At 36.0% G+C, this 12269-nt stretch carries 14 protein-coding genes; 2 read left to right on the forward strand and 12 right to left on the reverse strand.

What is annotated here, in order from left to right; all coding sequences use genetic code 11:
* Window positions 1-100 precede the first annotated feature (100 nt).
* The 7 genes from PSR14_RS18995 to PSR14_RS19025 form a co-directional block, all read right to left on the reverse strand.
* Complete coding sequence (locus tag PSR14_RS18995) at window positions 101-322, reverse strand: YneF family protein (RefSeq protein ID WP_001123317.1); 222 nt, start codon at window positions 320-322, stop codon at window positions 101-103.
* A 77-nt stretch (window positions 323-399) separates the two neighbouring features.
* The gene (gene sirA / locus PSR14_RS19000) at window positions 400-840 is read right to left on the reverse strand and encodes a sporulation inhibitor of replication protein SirA (protein WP_000860645.1); all 441 of its coding nucleotides are present in this window, start codon (window positions 838-840) and stop codon (window positions 400-402) included.
* Window positions 841-996: 156 nt separating this feature from the next.
* Window positions 997-2997 carry a transketolase gene (gene tkt, locus PSR14_RS19005; protein WP_000019772.1) on the reverse strand — a complete coding sequence of 667 codons (2001 nt, stop codon included), beginning with the start codon at window positions 2995-2997 and terminating at the stop codon, window positions 997-999.
* A 480-nt stretch (window positions 2998-3477) separates the two neighbouring features.
* Complete coding sequence (phnE, locus tag PSR14_RS19010) at window positions 3478-4281, reverse strand: phosphonate ABC transporter, permease protein PhnE (protein ID WP_000047888.1); 804 nt, start codon at window positions 4279-4281, stop codon at window positions 3478-3480.
* Window positions 4281-5075, reverse strand: coding sequence for a phosphonate ABC transporter, permease protein PhnE (gene phnE / locus PSR14_RS19015; protein ID WP_073541920.1), 795 nt, complete (start codon window positions 5073-5075; stop codon window positions 4281-4283). The genes phnE (PSR14_RS19010) and phnE (PSR14_RS19015) overlap by 1 nt, the downstream gene beginning before the upstream one ends.
* Window positions 5072-5845, reverse strand: coding sequence for a phosphonate ABC transporter ATP-binding protein (phnC, locus tag PSR14_RS19020; RefSeq protein ID WP_000569254.1), 774 nt, complete (start codon window positions 5843-5845; stop codon window positions 5072-5074). The genes phnE (PSR14_RS19015) and phnC overlap by 4 nt, the downstream gene beginning before the upstream one ends.
* A gap of 83 nt (window positions 5846-5928) precedes the next feature.
* On the reverse strand, window positions 5929-6867 hold the full coding sequence (locus PSR14_RS19025) for a phosphate/phosphite/phosphonate ABC transporter substrate-binding protein (RefSeq protein ID WP_000915052.1): 939 nt from the start codon (window positions 6865-6867) through the stop codon (window positions 5929-5931).
* A 185-nt stretch (window positions 6868-7052) separates the two neighbouring features.
* Here PSR14_RS19025 and PSR14_RS19030 point away from each other — a divergent pair, with 185 nt between their 5' ends.
* Window positions 7053-8636, forward strand: a complete 1584-nt coding sequence (locus PSR14_RS19030) for a bifunctional UDP-sugar hydrolase/5'-nucleotidase (protein WP_001075245.1) — start codon at window positions 7053-7055, stop codon at window positions 8634-8636.
* A 28-nt stretch (window positions 8637-8664) separates the two neighbouring features.
* Here PSR14_RS19030 and PSR14_RS19035 read toward each other — a convergent pair whose 3' ends face one another.
* Both PSR14_RS19035 and PSR14_RS19040 read right to left on the reverse strand, forming a co-directional pair.
* Window positions 8665-8904 (reverse strand): DUF896 domain-containing protein, encoded by a 240-nt coding sequence (locus PSR14_RS19035; RefSeq protein ID WP_000948565.1) that lies wholly within the window; start codon window positions 8902-8904, stop codon window positions 8665-8667.
* Between the two features lie 45 nt (window positions 8905-8949).
* Window positions 8950-9606, reverse strand: coding sequence for a recombinase family protein (locus PSR14_RS19040; RefSeq protein ID WP_000991471.1), 657 nt, complete (start codon window positions 9604-9606; stop codon window positions 8950-8952).
* 141 nt (window positions 9607-9747) lie between these two features.
* On the opposite strand from PSR14_RS19040, the gene lexA reads away from it, so the two are divergent.
* Window positions 9748-10368: a transcriptional repressor LexA gene (gene lexA / locus PSR14_RS19045; protein ID WP_000413738.1), complete on the forward strand. Its 621-nt coding sequence runs from the start codon at window positions 9748-9750 to the stop codon at window positions 10366-10368.
* Between the two features lie 86 nt (window positions 10369-10454).
* Here lexA and PSR14_RS19050 read toward each other — a convergent pair whose 3' ends face one another.
* Genes PSR14_RS19050 through PSR14_RS19060 form a run of 3 tightly spaced genes read right to left on the reverse strand, consistent with a single transcriptional unit; the run spans window position 10455 to window position 12120 of the window.
* Window positions 10455-11261: a DUF4097 family beta strand repeat-containing protein gene (locus PSR14_RS19050; RefSeq protein ID WP_000976123.1), complete on the reverse strand. Its 807-nt coding sequence runs from the start codon at window positions 11259-11261 to the stop codon at window positions 10455-10457.
* Window positions 11262-11804, reverse strand: a complete 543-nt coding sequence (locus PSR14_RS19055) for a DUF1700 domain-containing protein (protein WP_000032410.1) — start codon at window positions 11802-11804, stop codon at window positions 11262-11264.
* Entirely contained in the window at window positions 11797-12120 is a 324-nt protein-coding gene (locus PSR14_RS19060) for a PadR family transcriptional regulator (protein ID WP_001102620.1), read from the reverse strand. The genes PSR14_RS19055 and PSR14_RS19060 overlap by 8 nt, the downstream gene beginning before the upstream one ends.
* Window positions 12121-12269: the final 149 nt, after the last annotated feature.

The raw sequence follows: 12269 nt of genomic DNA on the forward strand, positions 1-12269 counted from the left end.
AGCGATGTTTTCAGTTTACCAAAAATACAGAATTTTTAAAAGTTTTAAACTCTGTCCATATCAAAAAGAAAAGACACTCTTAGCGAGTGTCTTTTAGCGCTTATTTCATTTGTTGCTTATTCATCGCGCTCATCATTTGATTGATTTTCTTTTGGGAAGGTTTTTGTCCCATTTGCATCATCATCATTTTTAACATTTGTTCGTTAATTGGTGGATTTTTTTGTAAGTAATTCATCATGTATTTGCGGGCAATGAAAAATCCTAACGCCACGCCTGCTACTAGTGCTACTACGCCCACTAGAATACCTAACCAAATTGGCATATATTTTCCTCCTTCATGTTGTCTACCTTACAGTGTACTAAAACCTTTTCAATAAGACAAGATACAATTCGACATTTTTACACATATGTTCGTACTTGTTTTAGAGGATTCAGCCATCCGTACTTTGTATTTTCATAATCCATAGCTAAAAATGTTAATTCACACTTCCGAAGCACCTCAAAGAAAGTCGTTTCCATAGAAACATTTCCAGAGGTATTCATGCGAATATAGTGTGGTTTCACCATTATTTCGCCATATTCCGCCCCTGTATAAAGTGTATGTGTATGATGTGTTCGATCATATTTACCAAGAACGCGCAAAGCTTGTTCTAATTTATGATGAATTTTCATTACTTGTAATGGCATCGTTATATACATCATTTGTTTATATAACACTTTTTTCTCCGAAAGGGACCCAGATTCTGAAAATCGAGCAAATAAATCAAAAAACAAATATTCACGACCAAAGTAAGCTTTCGCAATATCCTCTTGAATTAAATACAATTCATACGTTTTCATCTTTCGCCTCCCAATCTGGACAACCTTTTCTCTTCATTATATAGAAGAAATTTTGCAATGATTGTCTGACTGCGGAGAGAGAAAAAACTTTTTCTGTCGAAAAAACTCATTTACATAGAAAAACCTCTCCATGCCGGAGAGATTTTTCTAAAATCATTAAAGCATTTCTTTTACTTTACGAACAACGTTCTCTACAGTAAATCCATACTCTTCCATAATCTTCTCACCAGGAGCAGAAGCACCGAATGTATCGATACCTAACACATCTCCTTCAAGACCTACGTAACGGTGCCATCCGAATGTAGCACCCATTTCGATTGCGAAACGTTTTGTTACTGCTTTTGGTAATACAGATTCTTTGTACTCAGCAGTTTGAGCTTCAAAGCGATCCATAGATGGCATGCTGACAACAGATGCGTCAACACCGTCTACTGCTAATGCTTTTTGAGCTTCAACAGCTAGACTTACTTCTGATCCAGTTGCAAGTAAGATTACATCAGCTGTTTCTTTCTTGCTTGCAGAAACTACATATGCACCTTTTGCTACTTTTTCATACGTATCGTCTTTTGCACCTTCTAATGTTGGAAGATCTTGACGAGTTAATACTAAAGCAGTTGGTTTGTTTGTAGATTCAAGAGCTAGTCTCCAAGCTGCAACAGATTCGTTACCATCAGCTGGACGGATAACAGATACATTTGGCATCGCACGTAGCGCTGCTAATTGCTCGATTGGTTCATGTGTTGGACCATCTTCACCAACAGCGATACTGTCGTGTGTGAATACATATGTTACCGGCAATTGCATTAATGCTGCAAGACGAATTGCTGGACGTAAGTAGTCAGAGAATACGAAGAACGTACCACCGTAAGTTTTTAAACCACCATGTAGTGCAATACCGTTCATTGCTGCACCCATTGCGAACTCACGTACACCGTACCAAATGTTCTTACCGCTGTAATCATCTCTTGTAAAGTCTTTTTCGTTATTCATGTATGTTTTGTTAGAACCAGCAAGGTCAGCTGATCCACCGAAGAATGATGGTACAGATTCTGCAATTGCATTAATTACAGCACCAGAAGAATTACGAGTTGCTGCTTTTGATCCTAATTCATAAGTTGGTAAGTTTTGCTCCCAACCTTCTGGAAGTTGACCGTTCATTGCTGCTTGCAGTTCGTTTGCTAATTCTGGGTATGCTTGTGCATATTCACCTAGCATCGTGTTCCACTCAGCTTGCGCAGTTTCACCAACATCTTGTACTGTTTTACGGAAGTTGTCATATACTTCTTCTGCTACATGGAAGTCTTGCTCAGCAGTCCAAGCGTATGCTTCTTTCGTTAACTTTGTTTCTTCTACACCAAGTGGAGAACCATGTGAAGCTGATTTTCCTGATTTGTTTGGAGAACCGAAACCAATTGTCGTTCTTACTTCAATTAGCGTTGGGCGTTTTTCGTCAGCTTTCGCTTCTTCGATTGCTTTCGCGATAGCTTCAATATCGTTTCCATCCTCAACACGGATTACTTGCCATCCGTATGCTTTGTAACGATCTTCTACACTTTCAGAGAATGAACGATTTAAATCGCCATCTAATGAAATATCGTTTGAATCGTAAAGCACAACAAGACGACCTAATTGTAAATGAGCAGCTAATGAAGATGCTTCAGCAGAAACGCCTTCCATTAAATCTCCATCACCACAAATAGCGTATGTATAATGATCTACTACATTATACGCATCACGGTTATATTTAGCAGCTAAATGTCTTTCTGCCATTGCCATACCTACAGCAGTTGCAATACCTTGTCCAAGTGGACCAGTCGTTGCATCTACACCAGCTGTATGACCGTACTCAGGATGTCCTGGAGTTTTGCTTCCCCATTGACGGAAGTTCTTTAAGTCATCCATTGTTACATCATAACCAGATAGGTGAAGTAGGCTGTATAATAACATTGAACCATGACCTGCAGATAATACGAAACGATCACGGTTAAACCACGTTGGGTTATTTGGATTGTGTTTCATAAATTGAGTCCATAATGTATAAGCCATTGGTGCTGCACCCATTGGCATTCCTGGGTGACCAGAGTTTGCTTTTTCAATCGCATCGATGGATAATGTGCGAATCGTGTTGATAGAAAGTTGTTCGATTGAATGTGACATGCTATTCTTCCCTTCGCTTATATTAGTAAACGTTTTATACATTTATATGATAGCTTCCCACGCAAGATTATACAACATGTATCGACAAATATGTTGATGTTTTTTTGATTTTTTATAAAAAAATCAATGTTTTCGGGAATGTATGGGTATTCAATATGACATACTTTTTCATTATTTTTATTTTGAAAAGAAAGGGAATTATCTGTATATTTATACAGATATACAAAATTCTTCAATACTAACTTTTTTAACCCACTTGTGAACTACCCCCACTTAACATGATTATTATCTACTTTCATTGTTAACCAAACTTTACCTCTTATAAGACTGATTATATCAGGAGTCAAATAAATAGGAAAACCAAATGTTTGGCTACGCCAAACCGAAATTCATCTTTCACACGCCCCAGGAAGGAGATTTCTTTCGGATAATGCGTTAAAAATACAAAAAAGCATCTAAATTCGATGCTTTTCAAATCAGTTAAACAATCCGTTTCCGAATCGAACTTGAAATAAAATCAATGATAATGACCATTAAAATGATGCCCAATAAAATAATTCCCACACGAGACCAATTACGTGAACTCAGTGCAAAAATTAGGGGCGTACCAATACCACCTGCTCCAATAACACCTAAAATGGCAGCGGATCGTACATTAATTTCGAACCTGTATAATGTATACGATAGAAAATCTGGTAATACTTGTGGCAATACTGCATACCAAAGTATTTGGAACCGGTTTGCGCCTGTAGCTATTAACGCCTCTGTCGGCCCCTTATCTATATTTTCAATTCCTTCTGAATATAATTTCCCTAACATTCCAATAGAGTGTAATCCTAAAGCTAGGACGCCGGCAAAAGAGCCTGGTCCAACAGCCTTTATAAATAAAAGGGCCATAACTAATTCAGGAAATGTACGTACAAAACTAAGTACAAATTTCCCAGTTCCTGAAGTTAGTTTTCCACTGCTCATATTCGTCGCCGCCCAAAAAGCAAATGGAACAGATAAAAAGGCAGAAATAAATGTACCTAATATTGCTATTGCCAACGTATCAATTAAACCATGTAATAAATCTTCACCATCTGGCAAAGATACATACGCCCAATCTGGATTCAATACACCTGTCATAATTGCTTTTGTAATTTCTCCTGCCGTATCCTTAATTCCTTCTAGCGGTACTCCTGAAAAAGCCCATACGTAAACAAATATAAGTGCTATAAAAATAAACAAGCGATACACACTCGGTTTCTTCGGTTTTGGTACGATTATCGTCGTTTTACTCATTATAATTTCTCCCGCAACAATGTACTTACATGATCAATTAACAATACAACAACAAGGGTATAGATAATAATAGATGCAGTTTGCTGATATTGTAAAAATCCAAGTGTACGATCATAGTATAATCCAATACCACCTGCTCCTACTAAACCTAAAACAGCTGCTGCACGTACGTTCACCTCAAATGTATACAGAACATAAGAGACAAAATGCGCTTTCACTTGCGGAATTACTCCATAAACAATCCATTGCACTTTATTTGCTCCTACTGCTGTCATCGCCTCTAAAGGACCTGGATCAATTGATTCAATTGACTCATACAACAATTTCGCCACGAGCCCCATCGAGAAAAAAGTAAGAGCCAGAATACCTGGAAGTGGCCCGATTCCAAAAATCGCTACGAAAATTGCCGCTAATAATAAATCTGGTATCGTTCGGATAAAATTTAAAATCAATCGAGCTGGACTGTACAAAAATGCACTAGTAAACACATTGCTTGCCGCAAACAGTGCCAGTGGAATAGCTAAAATCGCTCCTAAAGTCGTCCCGATAATCGCCATACGTATTGTATCTAACATTGCTGTTGTAATAACTTGAAAATAACTCCAATCTGGCGGCACCATCCCTTTTAACAAATCCATCATATTAGGAAAACCAACTACTAGTTTTGACAATGATGCATCGACCTGTACACTACTTCCCCACAACAGTAAAATGACTAGAACAGCCGTTAACATATGTTTCAACTTACTCGGTGGCTTCGGTATCGATTTCGAATATATCGTCACGTCATTCATTTAACTGCCACCTCTAACAATTCACTTTTCTGTACTACGTCACCATAAATTTCAGCAAACTTTTCATCCGTTGCCTCTTCTACTAAACCATCAAAAACAATTTCTCCTGCATGTAATCCAATAATGCGCGTCGCATATTGCCTAGCTAAATCAATAGAATGTAAGTTTACAATTGTTGTAATTCCAAAATCTTCATTAATTTTCTTCAAATCATCTAATACTTGCTTTGTTGTTAGCGGATCTAACGATGCAACAGGTTCATCTGCCAATATGATTTTTGCTTCTTGCGCCAACGCTCTAGCAATCGATACACGTTGCTGTTGTCCTCCTGATAATTCATCAGCACGCGCATATGCTTTTTCTAAAATATTTACTCTTTTTAACGATTGAAAAGCAAGCTCCAAATCTTCTTTCGGAAATAGACCTAACGTTGTACGCAACGTCGAATGATACCCAACACGGCCAGCTAATACGTTCTTTAATACTGTTGATCGCTTTACAAGGTTAAAACTTTGAAAAATCATACCAATATCCCGGCGCATGCGGCGTAATCCTTTTCCTTTCGCAGCCGTAATAGACTCACCTTCAATCATGATTTCTCCTTCTGTAATCTCATGAAGACGATTTACCGATCTTAGAAGTGTAGACTTTCCAGCTCCGGAAAGCCCTACCATTACAACAAACTCACCTTTTTGAATTTTCAAGTTTATATTATTCAATCCTTTTGTACCATTTGGATACACTTTGGAAACATTTCGAAACTCTATCACACATCTTACCTACCTTCTATGTATTCAAAACGGCAAACTAACTGAAAACATACCTTTCCAGCTAGTTGCCATTTCCATATGTATTATTGCGTTTTTACTTTCTTTCCATATTCACGAACGATATCAAATTTACTATCATCAGATTTAACATATCCTTCATGTGAATATACTTCTTTAATGATTTTGTGACCTTCCTCATTCTTTCCAATTTCAATGAAAGCATCCTGTAATTTCTTGCTCCACTCTTCATCTAAATCAGAACGTACCGAAATCGTATCGTTTGGAATTTTCTCCGTAAATTTCACTATTTTCGTTTGATCGAATATATTCGGATAATCTTTTTTTACAATATTACGAGCATCTTGGAATACAACAGCTGCATCTACGTCACCATTTAAAAGAGCAATAAGCGACTGATCGTGACCTTTTAATGTAACAGGTTTCACATCTTTTAACGGATCAACGCCCTCTTTTAATAGTACAGCCGCAGGCCACACATATCCCGCTGATGACGTTACATCTTGATAGCCAATTTTTTTACCTTTTAAATCTTTTACACTATTAATATTTGAATCTTTCTTAACAACAAACTCAGATTTATAAAAGTCTACTAAGTCCTTTGTAGGAGCTCCCGTTTCATCATCTACGCCAAAACGTTGCGCTTGTAAAATTACGTTTGCTGCCTTTTTCTCATGTGCTAACACATACGCTGTTGGGGGTAAAAATCCCACATCTACTTGCTTAGATGCCATCGCTTCTACAATTGTATTATAATTCGTTGAAATACTAACTTTTACTGGAATATTTAACTTATCACTTAATAGCTTCTCAAGTGGTTTTGCCTTCGCCTCTAACGTATCTGCATTTTGAGAAGGAACAAATTGAACATTTAAAGTCTTCGGTACATACCCTTTTTTCGTATCTTCATTTTTACTTGCGCTTGATTCCTTCGTTCCACAGCCACTTAACAAACCCGCTGCTAATACAACTGTTGTGCTCATTGCAAAAACTTTTTTCAACATGTTAATGCCTCCATTTTTCATTGTTATAAAATAACCTTTCATAAACATGAAGAAATATATCACACATTTTTACAAATAATTGATTATTTACAGAATCTTTACACATTCTATACACTCACATTAAAATTCTCTCCATATATTTGATATGCTTAATCAGTAGATAATAATAGAAAAGGTGAATGATATTGAATCAAAATCAAATTGTAACTTTAAACATCCTATTAACAAGTGATATACATGGTACTGTTTATCCAATTCACTACCAAGATAACTCTCCAGCAGAAATTGGTTTAGCTAAGATTTCTACTCTTATAAAAAAAGAACGGTCCCAAAATAAAAACGTTCTTTTAATTGATAACGGTGACTTCATACAAGGAACACCATTTACTTACCATTACGCTACATATGAAAAAGATAAGAAAAACCCAATGTCATTAATAGCAAACTATTTACGTTATGACGCTGCAGTGATTGGGAATCATGAATTTAATTATGGAATGGATGTATTAAACAATGCTATTTCTACTGCAAACTCCCCATATTTATCAGCAAATATTTTAGACAAAAGCAGTAAAAAACCTTATTTCGGGAAACCATATATAATAAAACATATTGAAGCAAATATAAAAATTGCTATTTTAGGGGTGACAACGCATTATATTCCAAATTGGGAACAACCCCATCACATTAAAGACTTGCAATTTGAAGATGCGTTAGAAACAACAAAAAATTGGGTTTCTTACATTCACGAACATGAGAAACCAGATTTACTAGTCGTAGCGTATCATGGGGGATTTGAACGCGATTTACAAACTGGAGAACCGACTGAAGTTTTAACAGGCGAAAACCAAGGGTATGCTATGTGTCATGAAATTGAGGGCATAGATATTTTATTAACAGGCCATCAGCACCGAGAAATGGCTCAAACAGTGGGTAATGATGTAACAATTTTACAGACTGGATGTAACGGACATTCAGTTGGAAAAGTAACTGTAACATTTGAAAAAATGAAACAAGAGTGGGTAAAAAAAGAGAGTTATTCCGAACTATTGACTGTGCAAGAAATCGAGGCAGATCCAGATGTTCTTTACTTGGTAACTGATTATGAAGAGAAAACACAAAAATGGCTTGATCAACCTATTGGAACCATCCACGGTGACATGCAAATTTCAGATGCTATGCAAACTCGTTTGCAAGACCATCCTTTTATTGAATTCATAAATAAAATACAGATGGATATGGCTAATGTTTCTATTTCTTGTACAAGCTTATTCCATAATACATCTCCAGGTTTCCCGACATATGTAACAATGCGTGACATCGTTTCTAATTATATTTATCCAAATACATTAAAAGTAATTAGAATAACTGGAGCTGATATAAAAGATGCTCTCGAACTCTCTGCTTCTTATTTCACATTAAAAGAAGATGGAACCATCATCGTAAACCCTAGCTACATAGAACCAAAACCGCAACACTATAATTACGATATGTGGGAAGGAATTTCGTACGTATTAAACATTTCCAAACCAATTGGCGACAGAGTAGAATCTTTACAGCATAAAGGCACTCCTCTTAATATGAGTGAAGAATATGATGTCGTTATGAATAATTATCGCGCGAGCGGCGGAGGGAACTTCTTTATGTTTCAAAATAAGCCCGTAATAAAAGATATACCAACAGATATGTCTGAACTTATCGCTAACTATATATTGAAGCATAAAAAGATAGAAGCAACAGTTAATAACAACTGGAAAGTTATTAAATAAATAAAAAAAGATGGGCTTCGCCCATCTTTTAGTTTAATTTTGCATTATCTTGCTTTTTTAAAGCTTTTAATTTCGCCGGTGTAACATCAGTACCTTGTTCGTTAACGACTTTAATTCCTTTTAGTTCGTTTAACATATTTTGACGAAATCCTTTTAAATATTGTTCACGTAGCGATTGACGCTCACGTTGTTCTTCTTCAGTTAAACCTTCAGCTTTTGCTTTTTTCGCTAAGAAGTTAATGCGTTCAACGAGTTCGTGACTAAGCATCTCGAATCCCCCTTCTACTCAAAACTGATTATTATCATACAATAGTTACTCTTCTTTATCAAGCAATTGCTTTGTATACTCTACATATCTACGATGTACCGTCGCTTTTGAAACATTATGACCAAAGCCACGTAGTGTTGCTGCAATTTCTTCGAAAGTAAGTTCACTCTTACGCAAACGTACAATTTCCTCAATTGGCACTTCTTTCTTCTCTCGTCCTACACTTAAATGACGATTCTTTAAATTATTTTCTGGACGATAGCCTTTTTCTACTGCTCGTTGCATACCACGTTTAATTTTTAAATTATGAATCTTTCTTTGATACTCTTCAACAATACCAATAATATCTAATACCATTGAATCAGAATCCGACAATTGCAATTCACCATTATGTGTATGCGTATATACTTTTATTCCTTCTTTATGTAAACAGTGCATTAACGCAATCTTTGCATTCCCCCTACCAAGGCGCGTTTCATCTTGTATAAGTAGCACATCAATTTGTTCGTCTCGAATTGTATCTAGCACTTCTAATATGCCATCACGTTCAATTGTATAGCCACTAGCCTGCTCTTCAATCACCTTAGTAACATTCATTTGATAGCGCTCCGCTAAATGCAATAATTCATCTTTTTGACGTAATAATGATGTTTCTTGCGCTTCTTTTGTTGTACTCACACGCGCATAAATAATTGCATTCATTATGAACCCCTCTTTCTCACTATAATTTCCCTTTAGTGTAACATAAATTCGCCTTTTGTTCGAACTTATGTTTGTAGAATGTTTTTTCACATGTTATACTTATTAATAAGAAAAATGAAAGAAAACGAGGTGTTAGAAAACATGGAAAAGTTAACGAAACGCCAGCAAGACATTCTCGACTTTATTAAGCTAAAAGTACAAGAAAAAGGATATCCACCTTCCGTACGTGAAATTGGCCAAGCAGTCGGCCTCGCTTCTAGTTCTACAGTGCACGGACATTTATCAAGATTAGAAGAAAAAGGATACATTCGACGCGATCCAACAAAACCACGCGCAATTGAAATTTTAGGTGAAGACCGAATGGATACAGAAACACAATCTGTTATTCAAGTTCCAATTGTCGGGAAAGTTACTGCTGGATTACCAATTACAGCAGTCGAAAGCGTTGAGGAACACTTCCCTCTTCCAGCTAGTATTGTCGCAGGAGCAGATCAAGTGTTTATGTTACGTATTTCTGGAGATAGTATGATTGAAGCTGGTATTTTCGATGGAGATTTAGTTGTTGTTCGCCAACAACAGTCTGCATATAATGGTGAAATTGTAGTCGCTTTAACAGAAGATAATGAAGCAACTGTTAAACGTTTCTATAAAGAAAAAGACCATTTCCGTCTACAACCGGAAAACTCTTCATTAGAACCTATTATTTTAAAGCAAGTGTCAGTTATCGGTAAAGTAATTGGCGTATATCGTGATTTACATTAAGAATAAAAAAGAAGATAATTACCTTATTTATATAAGGTAATTATCTTCTTTTTTGTATTTTGATAGATTTTCACACATTCTATTTCTTACGAACGCGTTTCAATCGTCACATCGCCCGCAGCTGTTTTACCGCTAATCTTTTTACTCCCATTACCAATCGTTACGTCTTTATTTTCTTCATTAAAAATTGTTACATCCCCGGCAGCACTTTGCCCAGTAATTACCGCATCTTTTGGTTTTTCCGATAAAGTAATATTTACATCTCCCGCAGTTGAACTTGCTTCTAGATTGTACTTAGAATCATGATCTAGAATATTTATTTCCCCACTGGTCGTTTTTGCAGTCACTTTCCCTATTACTTTTTTAAAGTTTACTTCACCAGCTTTTGTAGATCCCTCCACATTCTTAGCCGTTACATGTTTCAAATCCACTTCTCCAGTAAGTGTTCTAGCACTTACACGGTCACTTTTCACATCACTTATTTCAATTTGTCCAGCAGATGAATTTACTTTTACATCTTGGTAAGAGCGTTCAGGCACAAGGAGAGTCAATGTAGACGTTTGAAACCTAAAATCGTAAAAAGAAAAATCAAATGAAGCACCTTTTTCTCTTTCCCCAATGATTTTTAATGTGTCACCATCTTCAGTAATATGAATCTCTTGTTTACGCGCATCTCCTAATTGCTTTACATAAAAAGAAGCGTCAGGAGATTTTTGGACAACAATATCCCCGACATCTAACTTAACTTCTATATTTTTTAGTGTTTCGTTTTTAATTATATCTTCTTTGTTTCCTTTTTCTGCAGTTTGCACTGCTTTTTCATATGTTTGTGAAATTCCTATTACTCCAATAATGATACAAGCGATCGCTACTAACAATATTTTTTTCATCATCTACTCCCCTTTTATCATTTTGAAGTTCCATATGACATAACGTACACATAACCTTTTAAACCACTTCGTACTATAATAAGCGATAATACATAACAACAAACCTATCCCAACAAATGTTATACTTACGAATACATCTAACCATATAAATGTACCCATAAATACTTTTCCAATAACGAAAAATGGTGTCACTACACTAACAATCCCACCGACCCAAAAAGAGAATATAAAAGCGATAATTGCAACTAACGGGCCTAATACAATAATGAAATTAAACAAACTAAGTCCAATCGCTGCCATGACAGCTCTTGTCACATTTGAAGTTGACGGATCTTTTTTCATTTCATCAAATCGATACATCGCAAGTAATTCTTTTGCAATTACTTTCGGAGAGCCAAGACCCTTTATTATTTCCGATTCAGTTTTCCCCTCTTCTATCCCAAACTGAAAATGCTCTTCATAATCAAATAAAATATCTTTCCTCTCTTCGTCCGGTAACTTTCTAAGATGACTTGATAATTCATTAAGAAACTGTTCTTTACTCATCCCATTCCACCCCTTCAATAATTTCTTGTACACCTTTCGCAAAATCACGCCACTCTGTTACTAACAAATTCAGTTGCGTTTCCCCTTGCTCAGTTAGTTGATAATATTTGCGAGGTGGTCCTTCCGTAGATTCTTTTAAATACGTTTGAAAATATCCTTCCTTCGTTAAACGGCGTAATAAAGGATATACTGACCCTTCCGATATTAAAAATTTATTTGAGATTTGCTGAACAAGTTCATAGCCGTAACAATCCTTACGTTTCACAAGTGCCAGTACACATAGTTCTAACACACCTTTTTTAAACTGAACGTTCAAGGACAATCCCCCTTTCTCATTTCAGTACTGTTCAATACACAGTACCTTCCTTATCCATAATATACCACTTAGTATTGTTTATTGCAAGGTACTATATTTTTAAACACTCCAACTTTAGTATGAAACATATCCAATACCGAACACAACAT

Origin of the sequence: Bacillus sp. A01H (genome assembly GCF_045277205.1) — a bacterium.
In the GTDB taxonomy this organism is placed as follows: domain Bacteria; phylum Bacillota; class Bacilli; order Bacillales; family Bacillaceae_G; genus Bacillus_A; species Bacillus_A paranthracis.